Annotated in this window: 25 protein-coding genes and 1 tRNA gene; 8 read left to right on the top strand and 18 right to left on the bottom strand. The window is 70.9% G+C overall.

The window, feature by feature from the left end:
* Positions 1 to 37: 37 nt before the first annotated feature.
* The 3 genes from ACFT41_RS10175 to aceE form a co-directional block, all read right to left on the bottom strand.
* Entirely contained in the window at positions 38 to 961 is a 924-nt protein-coding gene (locus ACFT41_RS10175) for a hypothetical protein (RefSeq protein WP_377587861.1), read from the bottom strand.
* Positions 958 to 2,247, bottom strand: a complete 1,290-nt coding sequence (locus tag ACFT41_RS10170) for a choice-of-anchor B family protein (RefSeq protein WP_377587860.1) — start codon at positions 2,245 to 2,247, stop codon at positions 958 to 960. The genes ACFT41_RS10175 and ACFT41_RS10170 overlap by 4 nt, the downstream gene beginning before the upstream one ends.
* Positions 2,248 to 2,418: 171 nt before the next feature.
* Positions 2,419 to 5,163, bottom strand: coding sequence for a pyruvate dehydrogenase (acetyl-transferring), homodimeric type (gene aceE / locus ACFT41_RS10165; RefSeq protein WP_377587859.1), 2,745 nt, complete (start codon positions 5,161 to 5,163; stop codon positions 2,419 to 2,421).
* A 158-nt stretch (positions 5,164 to 5,321) separates the two neighbouring features.
* Between aceE and ACFT41_RS10160 the strand changes: the two genes are divergently transcribed.
* The 6 genes from ACFT41_RS10160 to ACFT41_RS10135 all read left to right on the top strand — a co-directional run bounded on the left by ACFT41_RS10160 (position 5,322) and on the right by ACFT41_RS10135 (position 10,289).
* Entirely contained in the window at positions 5,322 to 5,522 is a 201-nt protein-coding gene (locus tag ACFT41_RS10160; RefSeq protein ID WP_377587858.1) for a hypothetical protein, read from the top strand.
* Between the two features lie 82 nt (positions 5,523 to 5,604).
* Positions 5,605 to 6,009, top strand: coding sequence for a secondary thiamine-phosphate synthase enzyme YjbQ (locus tag ACFT41_RS10155; RefSeq protein ID WP_377587857.1), 405 nt, complete (start codon positions 5,605 to 5,607; stop codon positions 6,007 to 6,009).
* Between the two features lie 492 nt (positions 6,010 to 6,501).
* Positions 6,502 to 8,997: a transketolase C-terminal domain-containing protein gene (locus ACFT41_RS10150; protein WP_377613792.1), complete on the top strand. Its 2,496-nt coding sequence runs from the start codon at positions 6,502 to 6,504 to the stop codon at positions 8,995 to 8,997.
* Between the two features lie 112 nt (positions 8,998 to 9,109).
* Positions 9,110 to 9,547: a DUF3052 domain-containing protein gene (locus ACFT41_RS10145; RefSeq protein WP_377589507.1), complete on the top strand. Its 438-nt coding sequence runs from the start codon at positions 9,110 to 9,112 to the stop codon at positions 9,545 to 9,547.
* A 120-nt stretch (positions 9,548 to 9,667) separates the two neighbouring features.
* Entirely contained in the window at positions 9,668 to 10,135 is a 468-nt protein-coding gene (locus ACFT41_RS10140; protein WP_377589508.1) for a peroxiredoxin, read from the top strand.
* An 82-nt stretch (positions 10,136 to 10,217) separates the two neighbouring features.
* A tRNA-Val gene (locus ACFT41_RS10135) sits at positions 10,218 to 10,289 on the top strand.
* Between the two features lie 77 nt (positions 10,290 to 10,366).
* Here the strand turns inward: ACFT41_RS10135 and ACFT41_RS10130 are convergent.
* From ACFT41_RS10130 to ACFT41_RS10070, 13 genes are all read right to left on the bottom strand, one after another.
* On the bottom strand, positions 10,367 to 11,608 hold the full coding sequence (locus ACFT41_RS10130) for a tyrosine-type recombinase/integrase (protein WP_377589509.1): 1,242 nt from the start codon (positions 11,606 to 11,608) through the stop codon (positions 10,367 to 10,369).
* Positions 11,608 to 11,775: an excisionase family DNA-binding protein gene (locus ACFT41_RS10125; RefSeq protein WP_377589510.1), complete on the bottom strand. Its 168-nt coding sequence runs from the start codon at positions 11,773 to 11,775 to the stop codon at positions 11,608 to 11,610. Before ACFT41_RS10125 ends, ACFT41_RS10130 begins: the two co-directional genes overlap by 1 nt.
* A 61-nt stretch (positions 11,776 to 11,836) precedes the next feature.
* On the bottom strand, positions 11,837 to 13,630 hold the full coding sequence (locus ACFT41_RS10120) for a replication initiator (RefSeq protein ID WP_377589511.1): 1,794 nt from the start codon (positions 13,628 to 13,630) through the stop codon (positions 11,837 to 11,839).
* A complete protein-coding gene (locus tag ACFT41_RS10115; protein ID WP_377589512.1) occupies positions 13,630 to 13,896 on the bottom strand; it encodes a hypothetical protein in 267 nt (88 codons plus the stop codon). Before ACFT41_RS10115 ends, ACFT41_RS10120 begins: the two co-directional genes overlap by 1 nt.
* Positions 13,893 to 14,636, bottom strand: coding sequence for a hypothetical protein (locus ACFT41_RS10110; RefSeq protein ID WP_377589513.1), 744 nt, complete (start codon positions 14,634 to 14,636; stop codon positions 13,893 to 13,895). Before ACFT41_RS10110 ends, ACFT41_RS10115 begins: the two co-directional genes overlap by 4 nt.
* 2 nt (positions 14,637 to 14,638) lie before the next feature.
* Complete coding sequence (locus tag ACFT41_RS10105) at positions 14,639 to 14,983, bottom strand: RRQRL motif-containing zinc-binding protein (protein WP_377589514.1); 345 nt, start codon at positions 14,981 to 14,983, stop codon at positions 14,639 to 14,641.
* A complete protein-coding gene (locus tag ACFT41_RS10100; protein WP_363631231.1) occupies positions 14,983 to 15,279 on the bottom strand; it encodes a hypothetical protein in 297 nt (98 codons plus the stop codon). The genes ACFT41_RS10105 and ACFT41_RS10100 overlap by 1 nt, the downstream gene beginning before the upstream one ends.
* A complete protein-coding gene (locus tag ACFT41_RS10095; protein ID WP_377589515.1) occupies positions 15,276 to 15,722 on the bottom strand; it encodes a hypothetical protein in 447 nt (148 codons plus the stop codon). Before ACFT41_RS10095 ends, ACFT41_RS10100 begins: the two co-directional genes overlap by 4 nt.
* Before the next feature lie 82 nt (positions 15,723 to 15,804).
* Positions 15,805 to 16,014: a hypothetical protein gene (locus ACFT41_RS10090; RefSeq protein ID WP_353899842.1), complete on the bottom strand. Its 210-nt coding sequence runs from the start codon at positions 16,012 to 16,014 to the stop codon at positions 15,805 to 15,807.
* Positions 16,011 to 16,877 carry an FtsK/SpoIIIE domain-containing protein gene (locus tag ACFT41_RS10085; RefSeq protein WP_377589516.1) on the bottom strand — a complete coding sequence of 289 codons (867 nt, stop codon included), beginning with the start codon at positions 16,875 to 16,877 and terminating at the stop codon, positions 16,011 to 16,013. The genes ACFT41_RS10090 and ACFT41_RS10085 overlap by 4 nt, the downstream gene beginning before the upstream one ends.
* A gap of 83 nt (positions 16,878 to 16,960) precedes the next feature.
* Positions 16,961 to 17,896 (bottom strand): hypothetical protein, encoded by a 936-nt coding sequence (locus ACFT41_RS10080; RefSeq protein WP_377589517.1) that lies wholly within the window; start codon positions 17,894 to 17,896, stop codon positions 16,961 to 16,963.
* A 116-nt stretch (positions 17,897 to 18,012) separates the two neighbouring features.
* Positions 18,013 to 18,201 (bottom strand): hypothetical protein, encoded by a 189-nt coding sequence (locus ACFT41_RS10075; RefSeq protein ID WP_377589518.1) that lies wholly within the window; start codon positions 18,199 to 18,201, stop codon positions 18,013 to 18,015.
* 240 nt (positions 18,202 to 18,441) lie between these two features.
* The gene (locus ACFT41_RS10070; protein ID WP_088998260.1) at positions 18,442 to 18,759 is read right to left on the bottom strand and encodes a hypothetical protein; all 318 of its coding nucleotides are present in this window, start codon (positions 18,757 to 18,759) and stop codon (positions 18,442 to 18,444) included.
* 160 nt (positions 18,760 to 18,919) lie between these two features.
* Here ACFT41_RS10070 and ACFT41_RS10065 point away from each other — a divergent pair, with 160 nt between their 5' ends.
* On the top strand, positions 18,920 to 19,678 hold the full coding sequence (locus ACFT41_RS10065; protein WP_377589519.1) for a multiprotein-bridging factor 1 family protein: 759 nt from the start codon (positions 18,920 to 18,922) through the stop codon (positions 19,676 to 19,678).
* Between the two features lie 5 nt (positions 19,679 to 19,683).
* Entirely contained in the window at positions 19,684 to 20,154 is a 471-nt protein-coding gene (locus ACFT41_RS10060) for an NUDIX hydrolase (RefSeq protein ID WP_377589520.1), read from the top strand.
* Here ACFT41_RS10060 and ACFT41_RS10055 read toward each other — a convergent pair.
* Together ACFT41_RS10055 and ACFT41_RS10050 are read right to left on the bottom strand one after the other, a co-directional pair.
* The gene (locus tag ACFT41_RS10055; RefSeq protein WP_377589521.1) at positions 20,142 to 20,708 is read right to left on the bottom strand and encodes an HD domain-containing protein; all 567 of its coding nucleotides are present in this window, start codon (positions 20,706 to 20,708) and stop codon (positions 20,142 to 20,144) included. The genes ACFT41_RS10060 and ACFT41_RS10055 overlap by 13 nt on opposite strands.
* A 682-nt stretch (positions 20,709 to 21,390) precedes the next feature.
* Positions 21,391 to 21,837, bottom strand: a complete 447-nt coding sequence (locus tag ACFT41_RS10050) for a hypothetical protein (RefSeq protein ID WP_377589522.1) — start codon at positions 21,835 to 21,837, stop codon at positions 21,391 to 21,393.
* Between the last annotated feature and the right edge of the window lie 371 nt (positions 21,838 to 22,208).

The raw sequence follows: 22,208 nt of genomic DNA, 5'->3' as shown, positions 1-22,208 counted from the left end.
TGCCGGTGCCGGTGCCGGTGCCGGGGCCGTCAGGCCGTCAGGCCGTCACCGTGAAGGCGGCCACGTGCACCACGTCGAGGTGCCGGAACTCGAAGAAGAGGCGGTACGTGCCCGCCGAGGGCACCTGCATCCCGAACGCCACCACGGAACTCGGCCGGCTCGCCGCCGCCGGGTGCACGTGCAGGTAGGCCAGGTCGCCGTGGCGCAACGCGACCAGGTGCCCGTACGCACCCAGGTGCGGTTGCAGGTCGTTCACCGGCCGGCCGTCGCGGCCCAGCCACACCAGGACCTGGTTCGCCTCGCCCGGGCGCAGGCCGCCGTCGAGAGTGACCGTGTACCCGTCGACGACGACGGTCTCCTGCGGCTGCTCCGGTGGCCTCGGCGCGTACCGGCCGGGCACCGCGACGTCCGCCCCGAGCGTCACCTGGCGTGCCGCGCCGACGGGCCAGAAGTCGGCGATCGCCCGCAGCGGGCCGGCCGCCGCCGGGCCGGCCGCCGCCCGCCAGGTGCCGTCCGCGCCCAGCTCCGGGTGCACGTGCTGGTAGCCGGTCAGGTCCCGCGACACCAGCACCAGGTGCATCAGCCGTTCGTGGATCGGCTGGAAGGCGGTCACCGGCAGGCCCGCCGCGTCGGTGATCCGGAACGCCAGCTCCCCGGCCCGGCCGGCGGTCAGGGCGGTGGTGTCCAGGGCGAGGGTGTAGCCGTCCCGGGACAGCTGCAACCCGGCCGGCTCGTGGTCGGCGTGCCCGGCCGGACCGGGCGTCACCGTCCGCGCCGGGGCGGGCGGGCCGCCGAACCGGCCCGCCGCGAAGCCGAGCGCGAGGGTGAGGGCGAGGACCAGCCCCGCCGCCACGGCCCGGGCGATCCGACCGGCCGGGGGCGGGGCCTGCGCGTCCCCCTGGTGGGGGTGGCCCGCCAGGGGCGTCTCCACCAGGGTCAACCGGCGTTGCGTCGTCGTCACGGCAGCCGGGGCGCGAGGACGAAGAGCCCCTGCTCGATGCCGCTGACCACGACGATCCCGCTGGGGAAGTACGGGTACGTGCTCCACGCCCCGTTCATCGAGCTGCTGTTGCTCGACGGGTAGATGTCGAAGTAACCGGCCTCGGTCGCCCGGCCGCTGGCCGCCTCGGTCAGGTCCAGGATGCGCAGCCCCGCCCGGTAGTTGGCCTGGTAGCTGTACCTGCCCTTGACGTACTGGTTGTGGTCGGTGGCCGCCACCCCGGCGGGCGCGCTGTAGGTGCCGATGTGCCGGGGCGCGTCGAGGTCGGCCAGGTCCCACAGGTACGTCTGGGTGTTCACCCCGCGCCGGGACTCGTCCAGCTCGTCGTCGAGCAGGAAGTACCGCTGGTCATCGGTGAACCACCCCTGGTGGGTGTACGCCTGCCCGGTGTAGCCGATGCGGGACAGCTGCCGGGGTGCCGACTTGGTGGTCACGTCCACCACCGTGACGGTGTCCTCGTTGGAGTTCACGCAGATCTCCCGCCCGGTGTAGGCGGTGTCGGGGCCCCGGTAGACCACGCACTGGGTGTCGTGGGTGTACCCGTCGGTGCTGACGCAGCCGGCCGAGACCGGCGACTTCGGGGTCCGGATGTCGATCATGTGCAGCCCGCCGCTGCACGTGTTCGTGCCGACCGCGTACGCGTACCCGGTCTCCTCGTTGATGGCGATGTTGTGCGAGTTGCCGAACTGGCCGTACCGCGCGTCCGCCGTCCAGGTCTGCGGGGTGGTGACACCGCGCAGCCGGGTCAGGTCGAACACCTGCATCCCGTGTCTCGACACGTCGGCCACCACGTACGCGTGGTCGCGGTAGACCTTGATGTCGCGCCAGATCGCGGTGCGGTTCTGGTACGCGGGGAGGCTGCCCAGGTAGACCGGGGCCGTCGGGTTGGACACGTCGACGAACGAGGTGCCGTTGCGCCGTCCCACCAGCGCGTACTCCCGGCCGGTCAGGCTGTCGGTCCAGCCCCAGATGTCGTTGGCCTGGCTGCCGCCGATGTCGGCCAGCGGCAGGAACGACAACAGGTCGACGTTGCGGCACGGGTAGCCGGCGGCCTGACCGCCGGTGCAGGTGGCCGCCGCCGTGGCCGCCAACCGCTGGGTCGGCTCCCGCTGCGCCATGAACTCCTGTGCCGAGGCGCGCCCGGCGGGCGTGTCCGGCGAGTGCGCGACCAGGGGTTGGCCCGACCCGAGCAGCGACGCCGCGAGGACGCCGACCGCCAGGGCGACTCCGATTCGGACGACTCGCATGGCGTCTCCCCACCGTCGGCGGCATCTATCGAGAAGAATGGGTTCGCCTGGTGGTCGGGGCAAGATGGTGGGGGATACCGGTCGGGTCATACCACCGCCGGCACGCCGAGGGGCCCGGCACGCCGAGGGGCCCGGCACATCGCGCCGGGCCCCTCGGGTCGCGTCCGCGAGCTAGCTGTCGCCGCCCGTCTCGCCGACCGGCGCCGCGTTGACGTCGTCGATGGCGTACTTCTTCGCCGCCTCGGCCGGCACCCGGGCCGGCACCGCGCCGCGCAGGGCGAGCTGCCGCAGTGTCGCGACCGTCACCGACTCGGCGTCGACGTGGAAGTGCCGGCGCAGCGCGTGCCGGGTGTCGGACATGCCGAACCCGTCGGTGCCGAGCGAGGTGTAGTCGCCCGGTACCCAGCGGGCGATCAGGTCCGGTACGGCGCGCATCCAGTCGCTGACCGCGACCTTCGGCCCGTCGGCGTCGGCCAGCTTCTGCTGGATGTACGGCACCCGCTGCTCCGCGCCCGGGTTGAGCAGGTTGTGCTCCTCGCACTCCACCGCGTCGCGGCGCAGCTCCGACCAGGAGGTCACCGACCACACGTCGGCGGCCACCCCCCAGTCCTGGGCGAGCAGCTGCTGCGCCTTGAGCGCCCACTGCATGCCGGTGCCGGAGGCCAGGATGTTGGCCCTCGGGCCGCCGCCCTCCACCTTCGGCGCGGGGGAGTAGCGGTAGATTCCCCTGAGCAGCCCCTCGACGTCCACGTCGGCCGGCTCGGCCGGCTGGTGGATCGGCTCGTTGTAGACCGTCAGGTAGTAGAAGATGTTCTCCGGCCGCTCGCCGTACATCCGGTGCAGGCCGTTCTCCATGATGTGCGCCAGCTCGAACGCGAACGCCGCGTCGTAGGCGACCACCGCCGGGTTGGTGGCGGCGAGCAGCAGCGAGTGGCCGTCCTCGTGCTGGAGGCCCTCACCGTTCAGCGTGGTCCGCCCGGCGGTCGCGCCGAGCACGAAGCCCCGCGCCATCTGGTCGGCCGCCGCCCAGAACCCGTCGCCGGTGCGCTGGAAGCCGAACATCGAGTAGAAGATGTACAGCGGGATCATCGGCTCGCCGTGCGTGGCGTACGCGGTGCCGGCCGCGGTGAACGAGGCCACCGAGCCCGCCTCGTTGATCCCCTCGTGCAGGATCTGCCCGGTCGTCGACTCCTTGTACGACAGGAACAGCTCCCGGTCGACCGAGGTGTAGCGCTGGCCGTGCGGCGAGTAGATCTTCTGCGTCGGGAACAGCGAGTCCATGCCGAACGTGCGGGCCTCGTCCGGGATGATCGGCACCCAGCGCCTGCCGAACTCCTTGTCCTTCATCACGTCCTTGAGCAGGCGGACGAAGGCCATCGTGGTGGCCACCTTCTGCTTGCCCGAGCCGCGCTTGACGTCGGCGAACCGTTCGCTGCCCGGGATCGCCAGCTTCCTGCCGGCGGTCCGCCGCGAGGGGAGGTAACCGCCGAGCTGCTCCCGCCGCTCCCGCAGGTACGCGATCTCGTCGGACTTCTCGCCCGGGGTGAAGTATGGCGGGAGGTAGGGGTTCTCCTCCAGCGTCTTGTCCGAGATGTCCAGGTAGAGCCGGTCGCGGAACAGCTTCAGGTCGTCCAGCGTCAGCTTCTTCATCTGGTGCGTGGCGTTGCGGCCCTCGAAGTGCGAGCCGAGCGTCCAGCCCTTGATCGTCTTGGCCAGGATCACCGTCGGCTGGCCGGTGTGCTCCATCGCCGCCTTGTACGCCGCGTAGAGCTTGCGGTAGTCGTGGCCGCCCCGCTTGAGGTTCCAGATCTCGTCGTCGGTGAGCCCCTCGACCATCTTGCGGGTCCGCGCGTCCCGGCCGAAGAAGTGCTCCCGCACGTACGCCCCGGACTCCGCCTTGTAGGTCTGGTAGTCGCCGTCGGGCGTGGTGTTCATCAGGTTGACCAGCGCGCCGTCGGTGTCGGCGGCGAGCAGCGGGTCCCACTCGCGGCCCCAGACCACCTTGATGACGTTCCAGCCGGCGCCCCGGAAGAACGCCTCCAGCTCCTGCATGATCTTGCCGTTGCCCCGGACCGGGCCGTCGAGCCGCTGGAGGTTGCAGTTGATCACGAAGGTGAGGTTGTCCAGCTCCTCGCGGGCGGCCACGCCGATCGCGCCGAGCGACTCGACCTCGTCCATCTCGCCGTCGCCGAGGAACGCCCACACGTGCTGCTGCGAGGTGTCCCTGATGCCCCGGTGGTGCAGGTAGCGGTTGAACCGGGCCTGGTAGATCGCGTTCAGCGGGCCGAGGCCCATCGAGACGGTCGGGAACTCCCAGAAGTCCGGCATCAGCCGCGGGTGCGGGTACGACGGCAGCCCGCCGCCCGGGTGGGACAGCTCCTGGCGGAACCCGTCGAGCTGGTTCTCGCTCAGCCGCCCCTCCAGGAACGCCCGCGCGTACATGCCCGGCGAGGCGTGGCCCTGGTAGAAGATGTGGTCGCCGCCGCCCGGGTGGTCCTTGCCCCGGAAGAAGTGGTTGAAGCCCACCTCGTAGAGCGATGCGGAGCTGGCGAACGTCGAGATGTGCCCACCGACGCCGATCTCCGGGCGCTGCGCGCGGTGCACCAGCATCGCCGCGTTCCACCGGACGTACGCCCGGAGCCGCCGCTCGATGTGCTCGTCACCCGGGAACCACGGTTCGCGCTCCGGCGGAATGGTGTTGATGTAGTCGGTGGTGGTCAGCGACGGCACCCCGACCTGGCGCTCCCGCGCGCGCTCCAGCAGGCGCAGCATCACGTACCGGGCGCGTTTGGTTCCACGCTCGTCGATGACACCGTCGAGTGACTCGACCCATTCGCCGGTCTCTTCGGGGTCGATGTCCGGAAGCTGGCTCGGCAGACCGGCGGTGATCACCGGGCGCTTGCGTTCCGTGGCCACAGGCGTTCCCTCGGTTGTGTGTGGGATAGGTCTCTAGACGTTCATCCTGCCTTCTGTCGACGCTTTTCGTCACGTCTGGCTCCCCCAGACGCGACGCTCAACACAGGTACCCGCCGGTAACTTTCGAGCGACTTGCGGGCGTCTCCTACCGTCGACCCATGACGATGCTGCGAGCCGTGGCGAGCGCACTCGTGCTGGCCGGAGCGCTCACCCTCCTGCTGTCGGTGCTCGGTCTCGCCGGCGGCCAACTCGACGCCGCCCCGGTCGGGCTGCTCGGCCTGGCCCTGCTCGCCGCAGGCCTGGTGCTGCTCAGCCGCGCCGGCGGCCGGCGCGGGGCCGGCGACCCGGGCCCCGGCTGACCGACGCTGGACCGGCGCGGGCCCCGGCCGAGCAGACCGGTCCCGGCTGACAGCCCAGGGCCACGGCGGCAGAATGCGCCCTATGCGCACCGAGGTGATCACCGTCCAGACCGGCTCCCGACCGACCGTCCGGGACCTCACCGCCGAGGCGGAACGGTTCGTCTCCGGCGCCGGCGACGGCCTGCTGCACGTCTTCGTGCCGCACGCCACCGCCGGCCTCGCCGTCATCGAGACCGGGTCCGGCTCCGACGACGACCTGCTCCGGGCACTTGACGACCTGCTGCCCACCGACGGCCGCTGGCGGCACCGGCACGGCTCGCCCGGGCACGGGCGCGACCACGTGCTGCCCGCCCTCGTCCCCCCGTACGCGACCCTGCCGGTGATCGACGGGCGGCTCGCGCTCGGCACCTGGCAGTCGATCTGCCTGGTCGACACCAACAGCGACAACCCCACCCGCAAGGTCCGCTTCTCGTTCCTGCCCGGCTGACAGACACCCCGCGTGCCGACTCCTCAGGGGTGTACGTGCCCTTCTCGTACTCGTTACTGCGAGCAGGAGACGAGGCGACATGGCCAGCGCCGACGGCAGGCTCCACGGGGCCGGCGCCGCGCCGGCCGCCACGGGCAGCCCGGCCACCGCGCCGGCCGCGCCGGAGAGCAGGCCGCGCATCCGCCGATGGCCGTGAGGTGGAAGTGAAGGGCCCCTTGTTATCGCTTTTTGTCGAACAGGGGCCCCTGTTAACACCCGCTGGGCGGGAGCGGGCGGGACCGGTGGGAGGGGTGCCGGCGGGGGAGCGAGGGTGAGAAGGGGACCCTTCTCTACCGCAGGCGTTAACAAGGGGCCCCTCCTTGCCCGGACCGGGCTTCGACGGGGGCTGCCCCGAGGAGTGCGCCTCGCGGTGACCAGCCCCGGGGACAGCGGCGAGCGCGACCCGTCCCGGGCGGGCCGTGTCTGAGTGGGCGACCGGCCGCCGCGTCGGTAATGCTGTCGGACGTGACCACCCCGCAAGATCTCGACGACCGGTTCCGGGAGGCCCTCGCCGGGCTCGCCGCCGCGCCCGGGCGACGTGACCCGGCCGAGCGGGTCCGCGACGACGCACCGCTGACCGGGGCGCAACTGCTGGACCTCTTCGACGCCCAGGCCACCAGCCGGCAGTTGGACCTCGCCGGGCGGTGGCTACGCAGCTTCGGCGAGGGCTTCTACACCATCGGTTCCGCCGGCCACGAGGGCAACGCCGCGGTCGCCGCCGCGCTGCGCCCCGGCGACCCGGCCCTGTTGCACTACCGCTCGGGCGCGTTCTACTGCCTGCGCGCCGCTCAGGCCGCCGGGGAGGTCGCCTTCCCGGGGCCGGAGGGGGAGACCGCCGTCCCGGCACCCGATGGGGAGGCCACCGTCTCCGGGGCGGAGCCTCCGGCCGAGGCCGCGACCGCGACCGAGGCGCAGGCCGCGGACGGTGCGGCCGACGGTGCGGCGGTGGGCCGCGACGGTGCGGCCGGCCGGGAGGACGCGTACGCCGGGGCGGCCCGGGACGTGCTGCGCGGGATGGTCGCCTCGGCCCGGGAGCCGATCGCCGGGGGCCGGCACAAGGTCTTCGGCCGGGCCGACCTCGCGATCGTCCCGACCACTTCCACCATCGCCTCGCACCTGCCCCGGGCGGTCGGCGCGGGGCTGGCCCTGGAGCGGCTGCGCCGCCGCGACGCGGTCGGGCGGCGCGCCGGGGCGGACCCGCTCGGCGACGTCGGGCAGCCGCCCCGCTCGCCGTGGCCGCCGGACGCGATCGTGGTCTGCTCGTTCGGCGAGGCCTCGGTCAACCATGCCAGCGCCGCCGCCGCGTTCAACACCGCCGGCTGGTACGACCACACCGGCCTGCGCATCCCGGTGCTCTTCGTCTGCGAGGACAACGGGCTCGGCAGCAGCGTCCGGTCCCCGAAGGGCTGGGTGGAGGCGACCCTGCGGGCCAAGCCGGGCATCCGCTACTTCTCCGCCGACGGCACGGACCCGGTGCGGGCGTACGAGGCGGCGGTGGAGGCGGCCGGCTGGGTGCGCCGGCACCGGCGGCCAGCCGTGCTGCATCTGACCACCGTGCGGCTGATGGGGCACGCCGGGGCGGACGCCGAGACCGCGTACCGCAGCTCCGGCGAGATCGCCGCGGACCTGGACCGGGATCCGGTGCTGGCCACCGCCCGGCTTCTGGTGGAGGCGGGCGTCGCCACGGCCGGGGAGTTGCTGGCCCGCTACGACGAGCGCGGCTGGCAGGTACGCCGGATCGCCGAGGAGGTGCTCGGCGAACCGAAACTCGCCTCCGCGGCCGAGGTGGTCGCCGAGATCGCGCCCCGCCGCCCGGCCCGGGTGGCCCGCGCGGTCGCCGACGCGGCGGCCCGGGCCGGCGGGCCCGGCGCGGCGGCCCGCGCGGACGTGTTCGGCGGCCGGCTGCCCGAGGCGGCCGGCCCGCTCACCCTGGCGCAGAGCATCAACGCCGCCCTCGCCGACGGCATGCTCGATCACCCGGGGATGGTCGTCTTCGGCGAGGACGTCGCCGCCAGGGGCGGGGTGTACGGGGTGACGAAGGGGCTGCGCGACCGGTACGGCGCGGCGCGGGTCTTCGACACGCTGCTCGACGAGACGTCGATCCTCGGGCTCGGGCTGGGCGCCGGGCTGGCCGGGTTGCTGCCGGTGCCGGAGATCCAGTATCTGGCGTACCTGCACAACGCCGAGGACCAGCTGCGTGGCGAGGCGGCGACGATGCGGTTCCTCTCCTCGGGGGCGTTCCGCAACCCGATGGTGGTGCGGGTGCCGGGGCTGGCGTACCAGGAGGGTTTCGGCGGGCACTTCCACAACGACAACTCGCTGGCCGTGCTGCGGGACGTGCCCGGGCTGGTGATCGCGGTGCCGGCGCGGCCGGACGACGCCGCCGCGATGGTGCGTACCTGCCTGGCGAGCTCGGCGGTCGACGGCAGCGTCTGCGTCCTGGTGGAGCCGATCGCGCTCTACCACACCCGCGGCCTGTACGCCGAGGGCGACGGCGAGTGGCTGGCCGACTATGCCGAGCCGGGCGCGTGGGCCGCCGGCCACGCGCCGATCGGCCGGGCCCGGGTGTACGGCGTCGGCTCCGCCGAGGACGTCACGATCGTCACTTTCGGTAACGGGGTGTCGATGTCGCTGCGCGCCGCCGCCACCCTGGCCGACGAGGGGGTCGGCAGTCGCGTGGTCGACCTGCGCTGGATCGCGCCGCTGCCGGTCGCGGACATCGTCCGGGAGGCCTCGGCGACCGGCCGGGTGCTGGTCGTGGACGAGACCCGCCGCTCCGGAGGGGTCGGCGAGGGGGTGCTCGCGGCGCTGGTCGACGGCGGGTACGTCGGTGCGGCGCGGCGGGTGGCCGCAGTTGACTCTTTTGTACCATTAGGTCCGGCAGCACGTCAGGTGCTGGTCACCGAAGATGCCATCACCCAGGGTGCCCGTACGCTGCTGGCACGGTAAATTCCGTTCCACCCGGTGCGCCACTTGCGCGGGGGGCCGCGAGTGTGTGGACTTTGCCTGACGGCGTCACCGCGACGCCGCGAGCAGGGACGAGATGAGGAGGCACGCGACAGTGAGCGCGACCGCTGGTCAGGCCGCCGACGGGGTACGTCTCCTGGCGGACCGGTTCGGTATCGAGCCGGGGATGGTCGTCATGGAGATGGGGTACGACGAGGACGTCGACCAGGATCTCCGGGACGCCCTGACCGACCGCTGTGGAGAGCTGGTCGACGAGGACACCGACGAGGTGGTCGACGCGGTGCTGGTCTGGTACCGAGACGGCGACGGTGACCTCTTCGAGCTGCTCGTCGACGCCCTCGGCCCGCTGGCCGACAACGGCGTCGTGTGGCTGCTGACCCCCAAGGCCGGGCGGGAGGGCCACGTCGAGCCGAGCGAGGTCGCGGAGTCCGCGCCCACCGCTGGCCTGCAACAGACGTCCACGGTCAACGCAGGCCGGGACTGGAGCGGCGCCCGCCTCGTGCTGCGCCGGGGTGCCAAGGCCAAGAAGTAGGCCAGCCAGGCCGAGAAGTAGGCCGTCCGGTCCCCCGCGTGGGGCCGGCCACACCCGGTGGCCCGCGCCTCCCGGTGTGGCAGGCTGATGCCACCTCCAGAATCGACCCAAGGAGCTCGCATGCCGATCGAGGTTGGCGCCGAGGCGCCGGACTTCGTGCTCAAGGACCAGAACAACCAGGAGGTCCGGTTGTCGGACTTCCGTGGCAAGCGCACCGTGCTGCTGGTCTTCTACCCGCTCGCCTTCACCGGCATCTGCCAGGGCGAGCTCTGCGAGGTGCGGGACAACCTCAACGAGTACGTCAACGACGACGTGCAGGTGCTCACCACGAGCGTGGACTCGGTCTACGCCCACAAGATCTGGGCCGAGAAGGAGGGCTACCAGTTCCCGCTGCTGGCCGACTTCTGGCCGCACGGCGCGGTCGCCCAGGCGTACGGCGTCTTCAACGACGTCGCGGGCATCGCCAACCGGGGCACGTTCGTGATCGACAAGGCCGGCGTCGTCCGGTTCGCCGAGATGAACATGCCGGGCGAGGCGCGCGACCAGCAGGGCTGGCGCAAGGCGCTGGCGGACGCCGTCGCCGCCTGAGCCCACCACGGGCACACCGGCGCGTCGGGCCGGAGTCGGCAGGGTAAGCTTGCCGGACTCCGGCCCGCCGTGCGGGCGTTCGGGGCGCGTAGCTCAGTGGGAGAGCACTCGCCTTACAAGCGAGGGGTCGCAGGTTCGAAACCTGCCGCGCCCACCCATCACCACCAGCGCGGGAGCGCTTCCGAAGATCGATAATTCGGCCGCTGACAGCAACGGTGACAGCAACGCCGGTCACGACAGCCGCCCGTCGAGCTTGCCGAGCGCCTGGCGCATGGCGTCGAGGTTGGCGTGTGAGTACACCTTGAGGGTCAGCTTCACATCGGCGTGCCGGGCGATGGCCTGGACGACGTGCGGCGGGACGCCCAGCTCCATCAGCAGGGACACGACGGTGTGCCGTAGGTCGTGTAGCCGGACGTCCGGACAACCGGCCCGCTCCCGCAGCGCCGCGAAGTGGCGGTTCAGGTTGCGGGGCTCCATCGGGGTGCCGACCTCGGAGGGGAAGACGAGGCCGTGTTCCTGCCACACCTCGGCCAGCCGGGCGCGTTCCCGGCGCTGACGCTCCTGGTGGTCGAGCAGCACCAGCCAGGTCCATTCGGGCAGGGGAAGGATGCTCTCCGACTCCTCGGTCTTGGTGTCTTGCAGGTGCAGCCCGGTGGCAGTCCGCTGGACGGTCTGACCGATCGCGGCGGTGCCGGCGTCGAGGTCCAGGTCCGACCAGCGCAGCCCGAGCAGTTCCCCGCGCCGAAGCCCGAGCGTGGCCGCCACGACGTAGAGCGGGTGCAACCGGTGGCCCTCGGTCGCGGCGAGCAGCTTGCGGACCTGCTCGACGGTCAGGCCCTTGCCGACCCGGTATCGCGGTGCGGGGACACGGACCAGCTTGGCGACGTTGCGCGCCACCAGTTCCTCCCGCATGGCGTGTTGCAGGGCGTTGCGCAGCACCGCGTGAACGAACTGGATCTGTCGGGAACTCGGGTAACGCTTGCAGCAACGACCGGCCGAGCAGCACTGCCGGGCCGGCCGACGGGTCCTGTCGAGTCCGGCGGTGCAGCAGAGGCACTTGACGCGGAAGTCGTTCATGAACGTCTTCACGTGCTGAACCTGCATGGTGTCGAGCCGCTTGGTGCCGAGGGCGGGCACCAGGTGCAGCCGGACAGCGCTCTCGTACCCACGGGCCGTGGTGGGCTTGAGATCGGTCACGTACGCGGACAGCCAGTACGGCAGATAGTCGGCGATCTTCCAGGCCCGGTCGGGGGTGGGAATGCCCCGCTGGGAGCGCGACTTCAGCTCGACGAGCTTGGTGTGTGCCTCATCCCAGGTGGCCCCGTAGACGAACTTCCGCTTCCGGGTGCCCTCCGTGGTGAGGACGTAAGCCTGCCCGACCCAGCGGCCGTCACTGGATCGCTGGTAGATCGAACCCTCGCCGTTCGGGTTGCGACCGCCGGTGGCTTGGCGCTTCTTGGGTTGCCGGGGCATCAGGCTGCTTCCTCCAGGAGAGTCGTGATCGCCTCGTCGATCGCCGAGGCGGGGATGAGCCGGCGACTTCCGACCTTGAACGAGCGGAGCCGGCCGGAGCGGATCAGTTCGTAGACCAGCGAGCGCCCGATACCGAGCGCCCGAGCAGCTTCCTCGACGCGCAGCACGCGGGGAGTGATCGGGGTGGGGGTGTCCAACGTCTGCCTTTCTCGTGCGTCTGAGAGGGGCTCATGCGGCGGCAGGTGTCGTGCCGGCCGGGGTGGTGCCGAGTTCGTGGGCCAGTTCCTCGCGGCCGGCGGCGTGTCGCTCCCGGGCCATGGCGGCGGCGGTGTTGGCGAGGAGGGCGTCTCCGGTGGTGTGCCAGCCGACCCCGGCGAAGGTGAGGGTGCCGACGATCAGGGTGGTGTCGTCGTGCTCGTCGACGAGCGGGCTGCCGGTGGCCGGGTGCGCGTGGTCCTGGTCCTCGCGTTGGCGGTGGTCGCGGCGGGCGTCGCGCAGGAGTTGGAAGGTGACCGAGTAGCGGCGGGCCTTGGTGAGGAAGTGGCCGCCGAAGCCGAGCATGTGCGCCCAGCGGCGCAGTCGGGCGTACGGGTTGGGGTTGGCCGGTTGCGTCGGTTCGGTGTCAAGGGCGGCTTGACGGTGGGCGACGCAGACGGGGCAGGCGGCGTACCGGGTGTGGGTGCCGCAGTCGGGGCACTCCCAGCGGTCGACGAAGCCGGGTCGGGGTCGGGTGTCGCGGGGTCGCTGGGAGAGGAGGGCCGGGGTGCCGGTGGGTCGGCCGAGTCGCCAGCAGGCGTCGATGAGGCGGGCGGCGTGGTCGCCGTCGGGGTCGGCGTGTTCGCCGATGGTGTCGGCGGTGAGCCTGACGGAGCGGTGCCCGGTTACCTCGGTGCTCTTGGTGGCGTACTTGGCAAGGTAGCCGGCAACCATGCTGTCGGTGATCTCGCCGCGCCCGGTCAGCGTGATGGGTCGGATATCGAGCTGCTCGCCCCAGGCGATCGGCCAGCCGTCGGGCCGGTCGGGGTGGCCGGGGGTGGCGAACGCGACCTGTGCGGCGGCGTGCCGGAGCGCGTCAACGAGGTCGGCGACGGTGAACGCGGCCGGTGGTGGGACGACGGCGGCGGGGTCGTCGGGGTCGACGCCGTCGAGGCGTACGAGGGCGTGGAAGTGGACCGCGCCGCGTGCCTGGAACTCGGCGGCCTTGCCATGAGAGAGCCGGACCGGTGGGACGGTGCGGGTGTTGCCGGAGGCGGTGACGATCTGGACGCGGGGGATGCCGCGGCGGCGGGCGAGCTTGGCGAGGTGCCGTTCCGCGGCCTGCTTGGTGCGGTGCCACAGTTCGCCGGAGTAGAGGTTCCAGACGACCTGGTGATCGTGGTCGTAGCAGTCGAGGCACAGCGGTTGGCCGAGGACGGCGTCTGCGGGTTCGTGGCGGGCCCAGCAGGCGGCGGGGCGGCCGTGGGGGCAGCGGCCGGCGGCCGGGTCGGTGGCGCGTCGGGCGTGGCAGGGGTCGGGTCGACAGTCGCAGCGCTTGCGGTCGGCGCAGGTGTGCTTCCGGACGGCCCGGACGTGGACCGGCCCGAAGGAGGGTGCGGTGAAGGTGGGGAACACGGCGGGGTGCCGGGCGACCGTGTCGGGGACGCCCTTGCCGCCGACGAGGCCGGCGCGCAGGAGCTGGTACGCGTCGCGTTGGTAGGTGTGGGCGCAGGCGGGGCAGACGGTGGCCCGGCGGTTGCCGCAGGGGGTGTAGATGACCGCGTCGGGCATGCCGTCGGTGTGCCGCTGGTCGACGACGCGGCCGGTGGCGGTGTCGACGGTGAGGAGCTGCCCGGCGAGGCGGATGGGGCGGGTGCAGCCGGCGGCGGCGCGGACGTGTTCGATCCAGCCGAAGTAGTCGGGGCGGGTGGCGCGGTTGAACGCGGCCCCGGCGGCGGTGTAGTCGTGGACGGGCGGGATGGTGTCGGCGTTCGAGCCCACCCCCCGGGCCGAAGCGCGGGGGGTGAGGTCCAGCGTCGAGGCCATCAGGCCGCAGCCCCGTTCGGGGTGCGGGTGGTGATGGAGCGTTCGGTGACGATGACCCGGCAGGCACCACACTGGCGCTTGGCCGGCTCGTGCCGGTGACAGGGGATCTGGACGGTCTGCCCGCCGCAGCGGACGGTGACCGGTGCCCGGCAGGGACCGCCGGGGATGACGTCGACGACGGTGCGCCGGATGTCGTACGGGTGTCCGTCGGGGTGGACGGGGCAGGTGTGGATGACGTGTTCGACGTCGACGATGACGAAGGTCATCGGGCACCACCACCGGTCAGGGTGGTGAGGAGCTGCCCGGCGACGGCCGGGGTGACGTCGAGCCGGTCGGCGAGTTCGGCCGGGGTGATCGGTGACCCGGTGTTCTGCTCGTGCTGCACGGCGGCGAAGCGGGCCATGGGCAGCAGGTGGGTGGGGACGTCGACCGGCTCCGGTGCCGGTGCGGTGACGGGTTCCGGGGTGGCGGCCGGGGTCGGCTCGGGAACCGGGGCGGGAGTCGGGGTGATGGCGGCCGGCGGGGCCGGTTCGGTGGTGACCGGCTCGGCCACCTGGGCGTGAATGGGTTCGGCCGGCTTGGCGGCCGGCGGGGTGTGGTTGTCGCCTCCGGCGGGGGCGAGGACGAGTTTCACCAGGGCCATGAACGCCAGCGCGGGCACGGCGGACAGGAGCCACCCGGAGATGCCGGGCTTGGCGACCGCGAGCTGCGCGGCGAGGGAGAGGCCGGCGGCGGCGATGAGCAGGAACAGCGGGTAGCCGATGGGAGCGCCGACCCGGCGACGTCGGCGGATGGTGAGTAGGCAGGCGATGGGGACGAGTTCGGAGATGACGGCGTTGGCCCAGCCGAACCACTGCCCCGTGCCGGTGGGGGAGTTGGCGAGGGTCCAGTCTTTGACGTGGGTGAACGAGGCGGCCCCGGCGAAGCCGGCGACGGCGATGAGGATGAGGACCAGGACGACGCCCTCCAGGCGAGGGCCGGCGCTGGCCGGAGTCTTGATAGTCATGGTCAGTGGCCTCCGTGGCAGTCGAGGCAGCAGCCGTAGCGGCGGGGGATGTAGTAGGGCTGGAGCAGCCCGCAGACGGCGCAGGTACGCCGGGCACGCAGCGCCTTGCCGATGGCCTCCCGCTGGGCGGGGGTGGCGGTCCGCTTGGGCTTGGCGTGGTCGAGGCGGTAGAGGTAGGCGACGCGCTTACCGCGACGCCAGAGGATCTGGGCGACGGGGTCGTGTCCGCCGGGGCGCAGGCCGGCGGCGCGGAGCTGCCGCAGGGTGGCCAGGCCGTCGGGTGCCATCCGGTACGGGAAGGTGGGGAACCCGAAGCGGGTGCCGGTCGGGTCGTAGTAGGTGGTCATCACCGGTCTCCCCAGCGCTGCTGGGCGGCCTGGCGGGAGATGCCGAGGCGGGAGCCGATCTCGGCCCAGGAGTAGCCGAAGGCCCGCAGGCCGATGACGGCTTCGGCGACGGCCTGATCGATGGCGTCGGACAGGGCGAGCAGGTCGCGGAGGGCTTCGACGTCTCCGGTGGCGACGCGGCGGCCGTGGGCGCGGATGATGCGCCGGGCGAAGGCGGCGAACTCGTCGTTCTCGACGACCTCCCGGCGCTTGGGCCGGGGCAGGTGGGGCGTCAAGGACTTCTTGACGGTGCTCATCGGTTCTCGCCTCCGGTGGTGTGGAGGGAGTCCCACTCGTCGGCGGCGGCCTCAAGGGCGGTGACGACCTGCTCGGCGGTGCGAGCCGGGTCGTCGTTCCACGAGAAGGGCCAGCCGTGCTCGTCGACGAGGAAGCCGTCTTCATCGACGTAGAAGACCGGCTCGTGCGTGTCGAGGTAGTCGACGAAAGCGGCGAGGGTGGCCAGGGTGTCGGCGTGCTGGTCGTCGTCGAGCTGGTCGAGCTGCAAGAAGTTGTCGACCTGGTGCCCGGTGCTGGCCATGCCGATCGCCCCGGCGGCGCAGGCCGGCGGGGTCAGGTGGTCGGGGTCGGCGTAGTAGGCGCCCTGGTGCCAGCCGTGCCGGCGCAGGTAGAGGGCAGCCATCCGGAGCAGGTCAGCGGGAGTGACCGTTCCGGCGTGGGGTGGGATTTGGGTAGCCTTCATGGCAACCACGTCCTTTCGAGGGCGTTGGTGGAGGTCGGCAGGACCGGCGTTGCTGCCAGGCGTGGTCCGGTCCTGTCGACTGCTACTGGTTGCGGAGCCGCACGTAGCGGCGGAAACGGATGTCGTCGCCGCCCATCGGGATGGGCGCGGAGACGAAGACGAGCCGCCCGGTGCGGTTGGCGGCCTCGAACATGAGGGCCAGGTCCTGCGGGGTGCCGATGACCCACAGTTCGGTGTACTGGGCGGCCCGCTGGTTGTTGATGCGAATGACGGCGCGCTCCCGGGTGGTCATGCCGCGATCCCCCAGTCAGAAGAAGAGCCGGTCGGGGTGCTGATGCCGCTGGGACGCCGGACCCAGGCCGCGTAGTCGGCAATGCCGGCGATCTGGGCGTCGGACAGGTACGCGACCTTGATGCGGCGGGGAACGCCGCCCTCGGCGATGAGGTAGGCCGCACCCTGGTTGGTCGGGGCGATGTCGGTGGCGGAGTAGCCCTGCTCGGCCCAGCCGTGGCCGAGGACGATGTTGGAGCTGTTCGGGGTGGTGCAGCGGAACGCGGCGCGGTAGCCGAACAGGTCCCGCAGGCTGGTGGGGATGATGTCGAAGGACGGCCGCTGGGTGGCGGCGACGACGGGAATGCCGGCGGCCCGACCCCGGGCGACCAGGTCCCGCAGCAGGGCGACGAACTCTTCCTGTTCCTGCTTGCCGCCGATCGTGGCGGAGTAGAAGGCGATCTCGTCGACCAGGACGGTGATGACGGACAGGCCGTCGGCGGCGGTGACCTTGCGCCGCCCGTGGGCACGCAGCCAGGCGTACCGGTTGTTCATCACCTGCTGAAGGCGTCGCAGGACGTCGAGAGCGGCGGTGATGTCGGGGCCGATGAAGGCGTCGGCGCAGTCTTCCCACTGGCCCAGCTCGACGAGCTTGCCGTCCAGCAGCACGAGCCGGGAGTCCGCCGACAGCGCCGCGTGGGCGGCGATGGCGTTGAGCAGGCCGGACTTGCCTCCGCCGGGCTCGCCACCGGCGAGGAGGTTGCGGTAGGCGAGGGTGACGTAGACGGGCTGGCCGAACTCGTCGATGCCGAGAAAGATCGGGTCGAACATCGACAGGCCGGGCCCCACCGGAATGCCGGCGGTCGGGGCGGTTGCCGTGGTCATTGGTGCCCTCCTTGGGCGTTGGTGGGCGCGGGAAGCCACACGAAGGAGCCCGTCGGGCTCCCCGCGGCCGGGGTTGGGTGGGGTCAGATCCAGTCGGAGAGGTCGTCGCCGCCCTCGGGCGACGGCGTGGCGGCCGGCTTGCTGCCGTTGGCCGACGTGGCGGCCGGCTTCCTGGGCTGCTGAACGGGCAGCGCGATGGTGGGGGCCTGGACGTCGGACAGGTCCAGGGCGGTGGGGACGACCGGCGTCGGCCGGTCGGTGGCCGGGGCGTCGGAGGTGATGACGTCGGCCAGCGGGGACGTGACGGTTGCCGTGAGCACCTCACGGCGCTTGATGTCGAACCGCAGATAGGCGGCGTTGCCGTCGGCGGCCCGCTCGACCAGGACGGACGAGGCGTGGCAGGTGACGGCGATCTTGTCGAGGCGGCCTTCCAGGTCCGCCAGGGACAGACCGGGCCGCAGGTAGACCCAGACCCGCTCACCGACCGGCGTCGGACGAGCCCACAAGATCAGCGGGAGGGAACCGGACTGGTTGGCGACAATGAACTGTGCGAAGCACACCCGCAGCCGGTGGCGCACGATCAGGCACCACACCCAGGCGACGACCTGGCGGCGGGTAACGGGGACAGCGGCCGGAACGCCGAGGACGACGGCGACGACGGCCAAGGTGACCAGGGTCGAGGTGTGGGTGGCGAGCTGCACCCAGCCCGCGAGCAGCAGAGTGGTCAGGACGATTTCGGGAGTCCACCACCACAGCAGCCGCAGCACCGGCCAGACGCGAACCAGGAGCCAGGCCAGGAAGCCGCACGGGACGCCGACGGCCACGCCGATGAACAGCCCGATGATCGGGTGTACGTAGGAAGCGGCCACCACGGCCGTCAAGATGCCGATGATGACCGCAGCGAGGATGAACGCCATCCGGGCGTTCCGGGCCGAGGACCGGTGGACCTTGGCCTCGATGACTGTCACGGTTCCGGTTGACTTCCGCCCGAACGAGCGGCGAGGGCTAGACTTGGACATGACACGTCCTCCCAAGCGATTGGGCTGGATGGGTTGGAGAGCCCGGGGCCGGCAGGTGTAGGAGCCAGTACCGGCCCCGAGCTCGAATTTCAGATCAGTCAGCGTTCGAGGGTGATTTACTCCTCGTCCGCCATGGGCGAGAAGCCCAGCACGGTGACCTGCTTGCGGCCCCAGCCGCGAATGAGGTCAGTCAGTTTGACGATGTCGTCATAGCCCCGAATCGGGCTGGCCGGCTGGTACTCGAAGTACTCAACCTGCACACCATCAGCCGTGGTGTGGAAAAAGGTGACGTAGTAACGGAACATGTGTTCCTCCTCGTGAGTGCAGCCGGCGGCTGCATGGGATAGAGGGAAGAACCGGCAGGGGGCCGGCGGGCACGAAAGGCCAGACCGGCCCCGTGCAATGGTTGGCGGCAACCCGATGGATTGCCGAGGCCGGGAGAGTAGGAGCCAGTAACGCTCCCGGACTCAAGGTGGATCAGGAGAGCGGACCGTAGACCGCTTCAGGAGACACCGCAGGCTTCACACAGCACGATGTGCGAAGGACTACTTTGCCGCCGAACCAGCCTTCGGCTTCAGCGAGATCGCACGGAACGCGACGCCGTTACGCCCGTTGGTCGCCCACGGGATGGCCTCCAGCTGCTCGACGTCGATGAGCTGTCCCACCATCACGCTCGGCTTCTCACCCGCCGTGGTGATGGAGATGACCTCACCGCCGGTCTCGTCGAGAACGAAGACCTGGGTGGACCACATGAGCCGGCCCGTTCCCTTCTCGGACCGCTGGTTGCCGTTCTGGTCGTTCTTCGGCTCGGGGTCCCTCGACACCGTCACCTGCTTCGCCTTGGTGTCCACGTACAGCTTCACTTTCAAGCCTCCTGTGTCTTGAGCGCGTCCCTTGTGGACGAGTGCTCGTTCGATGTGTCCACTCTGGCCTGACCAGCCGTAACGCCATCACCACGCACTCTGTACGTCTTGGGACGTCTTCGCTATACTCAAGTCGTCCCCCGCGTCCGAGGAGAAGACGATGGCGAATGAGCGGCTACGCGAAGCGATGCTGAAGGTCGGCCTGTCCACGTACGAGCTGGCCGACAAGCTCGACGTGAACGCGAAGACGGTCGAGCGGTGGATCACCTTGGACCGGGTTCCCTACCCCCGCCACCGACACGCGCTCGCTGCCGTTCTGCAAGAACGAGAGGCGTACCTGTGGCCGAACGCCGTCACCCCCGAACGAGCTGTCCGGGTCGCCGAGTCGGAGCTTGTCCACGTCTATCCGCGACGCGCCGCGATCCCGTTCGATGTCTGGACCCGGTTGATCCAACAGAGCACCGAGGAAATTGGAATCCTGGTGTACGCCGGGTTGTTCCTGCCTGAACAGGTGCCGACCCTGATTAAGGACTTGAGAGCGAAGGCCCAGGCGGGGACAAGCGTACGGATCCTGCTGGGCGACCCAGAGTCCGAGGCAGTCGCGGCCCGGGGCGCTGAGGAGGGGATCGGGGACGCGATGGCCGGCAAGGTTCGTAACGTGCTGGCGTTCTACAACCAGCTTCGCGGGGTGCCCGGTGTGTTTGCCCGCTACCACGGGACGACGCTGTACAACTCGATGTACCGCTTCGACGACGAACTCTTGGTCAACACGCACGCCTACGGCTTCCCAGCCGCGCACGCCCCGGTCCTGCACCTTCGACGGCTGTCGGCCGGTGAGCTGTTCGACACGTACGCGGACAGCTTCGACCGGGTGTGGTCGAGCGGTCGTCCGATCTGGCCTGCGGCTGTGGCAGCCTAGGGGACATGGCGAGGACCGAGCACTACAACAACCCCAGCGCGCCGAAGCCGAACAGCATCGTTGCTGCGGTGACCGTCTTCGTTCAGGACGAGCACGGCAGGGTGCTGCTGATCCGACGGACCGACAACGGCCTGTGGGCGCTGCCGGGCGGTGCTCAGGACTTCGGCGAGTACATCGCCGAAACCGCCGTCCGGGAAACCCGGGAGGAAACCGGGATCGACGTCGAGGTAATCGACGTGGTGGGTATCTACACCGACCCGAAGCACCTGGTGGAGTACAGCGACGGAGAGGTACGGCAACAGTTCTCGATCTGCTTCCGCGCCCGATACGTCGATGGAGCGCCCAGGACGAGCGACGAGTCAGCAGAAGTCCGATGGGTGCCGCAGTCCGAGCTTGACAACCTCCGGATCCATAGGTCGATGCGGCTCCGGATCGACCACGGCTATGAGGGACGAAGCAAGCCCTACATCGGCTGAACGACGCCGCCGGCAAGCCGGCGTTCGGTCCGCTGAACAGCGGCGACGATCTCCGGTTCGGCCCGATCGATGAACCGGGTGACGAGGTGTTCCGGCCCGTACCGCGATCGGATCTCTGCCAGCCGGTCGAGAACTTCGAACTCCTGCCCATCCGGGCCAGTGGTCATATCCGAACAGCAGAGCGCATCGGTTACCGCAGTCTGCTCCCGAGGGAACTCGGCGGCTAGAACCTCACCCAGCCCGCGTTCCTCGGCTTCCAACCAGGCGCACGAGTGGTGAGCGACCAGGGCGGCAATCCGCTCATCGAACCGCTCATGGCGGAGCCAGCGGCCACCGTCGAGAGAGTGGAAGCCGGTGTCGACCAGATCGGGGCTGTAGCCGACGTCATGCAGCCACGCCGACGCCACCAACACGTCACGGTCTTCGGCCGGCACCGCTGCACTGATCCGGTCAGCTCTGGCAGCGACCGCCTGGACGTGACTCCACCGCCGAGGCAACGGACTCTCCAGCAGAGTTCGTGCGATGTCCCGGGCGGTCTCGACGAGGGCGGCCATGCCGCCAGCGTACGAAGCAGACCGGGTCGGCGCCATCCCGTGGCCGTTGCCCGAGGAGCCGAGGCCGGCCGGCTGCCGGCGAAGTGGTTCAAAGTTTCTGTACGTCTTCAAGGCGGCCCTTGACGGGCCGCACGCGCCGCCGCCAGGGCGCGCGCCCGTCGCTCCGCTGGCGCTCCGACTCCGGCCACGCAGGACGCCCGGCGGCTGGCGCGGAGGGCGGGTAGCCCGGTGGGCCGCCGGATGACGACAGGCCGTTTCCCGGTGGGGTGGTGGGCCGGCAGCCGGCCGGGCCGCGCGGCGAGCACCGCGCGGCGTAGGAGAGCGCACGCCGGGTCCGTCGGCGGCTGCCGGGTCGGTAGCGGGGTGGCGGTTACTGCGCCTCCGGCGGGGGCGCTCCGGCTCCAGGATGGCCGGGGTCCGTCGGCGGGTCGCGGTCCGTGGGTGGTTGCGGTGGGGAGCCATCCCGCCCGCCGTCGACCCGGGCGAGCCGAGCAGACCACCGCCCGACCCGCCAGCGTCCGTACGGGCGTCAAGGCCGTCTTGACGTGGCGGGCCGGGCGGAGGCCCGCTCCACAGGAGTGCGGGTCGACGGCAGACGGGATGGCTGGGAGCGGCGCACAATGTGTGGGAGCAGGTATCGGCGCATCCCGGATGGCCGAGGTTCGGCGGTGAGTCCGATTCTTCAGTCCAAGTCCACGCTGATGGTGGTCGGGCGAGGATCTTGTAGCGGGACTTGAACGCGATATGTCCGTCCACCGGCTAGGACCACTGCTGACCAATGCTCACGTTCGCGGGTGCAACTCGCCACTTCGACAGAGCAGGGCTTGTCGAGCTTCGCTGCCACGGATAACTGAGCGATGTGTGCCACATAAGCCCGATGGTCGCCCTCGTTTCCCCAGCTCAGACGCAGTCGCAGAGAGCGGAGACCCAGCTTGACCGCGTCGTAGGCGGCGTTCCCCACAACACCAGACGCTGCCACCGTTGCGAGCAAAAAGGCCACTTCGCCAAGACCGCCGTTCTGAACGCCGTAGACGTGGCCCGACTGGTGGATGCTCCCGGATATCTGAATCTTGCCATCGCTGGCTTCAAGGCTCGCAGTCTCGTCCCTCTTGCCCTCTGCCCCTGACATGACCTCAGCTTATCGATCCAGGCAACCTCTTCGGTCCTACAGAGACAGCGTGCCCGCTGCGTGCCCGATACAGCGGTCAACACGGGCGACCAGCGATACGCCGATGGCTGAGAGTCGGCCGCTCGGCGACTCTTCACCCCGAACCATGGTTACTGCCGACGCGGATCAACGCGATTCCCAAGCTGACAGTCCGCCCCGGGATGCCAGTGGCCCTGTTGCTGTCGACAGCAACGGTGACAGCAACAGGGCCAGACGCGGAGGGCCGGGCCGGGAGGGCCCTGGGTGTCAGGGTTGGGTGAGACCAGCGGTTCAGAGCAAGTAGCCCTCCCGGGGCGAGGATGGATCTTCTCTCGATGACGATTTCCAGTTCA

Origin of the sequence: Micromonospora sp. NPDC057141, from assembly GCF_042670805.1 — a bacterium.
Lineage (GTDB): Bacteria > Actinomycetota > Actinomycetes > Mycobacteriales > Micromonosporaceae > Micromonospora.
The sequence above is the reverse complement of the archived record's forward strand: the minus strand, read 5'-3'. Positions and strand labels throughout refer to the sequence as shown.

What these genes read in the sequence shown, in the direction of transcription:
- ACFT41_RS10055 (WP_377589521.1), bottom strand. Translation starts at nt 20,708, where the DNA reads ATGGCCGCCCTCGTCGAGACCGCCCGGGACATCGCACGAACTCTGCTG.
- ACFT41_RS10160 (WP_377587858.1), top strand. Translation starts at nt 5,322, where the DNA reads ATGACGATGCTGCGAGCCGTGGCGAGCGCACTCGTGCTGGCCGGAGCG.
- ACFT41_RS10080 (WP_377589517.1), bottom strand. Translation starts at nt 17,896, where the DNA reads ATGTCCAAGTCTAGCCCTCGCCGCTCGTTCGGGCGGAAGTCAACCGGA.
- ACFT41_RS10155 (WP_377587857.1), top strand. Translation starts at nt 5,605, where the DNA reads ATGCGCACCGAGGTGATCACCGTCCAGACCGGCTCCCGACCGACCGTC.
- ACFT41_RS10130 (WP_377589509.1), bottom strand. Translation starts at nt 11,608, where the DNA reads ATGCCCCGGCAACCCAAGAAGCGCCAAGCCACCGGCGGTCGCAACCCG.
- ACFT41_RS10095 (WP_377589515.1), bottom strand. Translation starts at nt 15,722, where the DNA reads ATGAAGGCTACCCAAATCCCACCCCACGCCGGAACGGTCACTCCCGCT.
- ACFT41_RS10120 (WP_377589511.1), bottom strand. Translation starts at nt 13,630, where the DNA reads ATGGCCTCGACGCTGGACCTCACCCCCCGCGCTTCGGCCCGGGGGGTG.
- ACFT41_RS10065 (WP_377589519.1), top strand. Translation starts at nt 18,920, where the DNA reads ATGGCGAATGAGCGGCTACGCGAAGCGATGCTGAAGGTCGGCCTGTCC.
- ACFT41_RS10115 (WP_377589512.1), bottom strand. Translation starts at nt 13,896, where the DNA reads ATGACCTTCGTCATCGTCGACGTCGAACACGTCATCCACACCTGCCCC.
- ACFT41_RS10060 (WP_377589520.1), top strand. Translation starts at nt 19,684, where the DNA reads ATGGCGAGGACCGAGCACTACAACAACCCCAGCGCGCCGAAGCCGAAC.
- ACFT41_RS10105 (WP_377589514.1), bottom strand. Translation starts at nt 14,983, where the DNA reads ATGACCACCTACTACGACCCGACCGGCACCCGCTTCGGGTTCCCCACC.
- ACFT41_RS10090 (WP_353899842.1), bottom strand. Translation starts at nt 16,014, where the DNA reads ATGACCACCCGGGAGCGCGCCGTCATTCGCATCAACAACCAGCGGGCC.
- ACFT41_RS10085 (WP_377589516.1), bottom strand. Translation starts at nt 16,877, where the DNA reads ATGACCACGGCAACCGCCCCGACCGCCGGCATTCCGGTGGGGCCCGGC.
- ACFT41_RS10150 (WP_377613792.1), top strand. Translation starts at nt 6,502, where the DNA reads ATGCTGTCGGACGTGACCACCCCGCAAGATCTCGACGACCGGTTCCGG.
- ACFT41_RS10100 (WP_363631231.1), bottom strand. Translation starts at nt 15,279, where the DNA reads ATGAGCACCGTCAAGAAGTCCTTGACGCCCCACCTGCCCCGGCCCAAG.
- ACFT41_RS10110 (WP_377589513.1), bottom strand. Translation starts at nt 14,636, where the DNA reads ATGACTATCAAGACTCCGGCCAGCGCCGGCCCTCGCCTGGAGGGCGTC.
- ACFT41_RS10170 (WP_377587860.1), bottom strand. Translation starts at nt 2,247, where the DNA reads ATGCGAGTCGTCCGAATCGGAGTCGCCCTGGCGGTCGGCGTCCTCGCG.
- ACFT41_RS10140 (WP_377589508.1), top strand. Translation starts at nt 9,668, where the DNA reads ATGCCGATCGAGGTTGGCGCCGAGGCGCCGGACTTCGTGCTCAAGGAC.
- ACFT41_RS10075 (WP_377589518.1), bottom strand. Translation starts at nt 18,201, where the DNA reads ATGTTCCGTTACTACGTCACCTTTTTCCACACCACGGCTGATGGTGTG.
- ACFT41_RS10050 (WP_377589522.1), bottom strand. Translation starts at nt 21,837, where the DNA reads ATGTCAGGGGCAGAGGGCAAGAGGGACGAGACTGCGAGCCTTGAAGCC.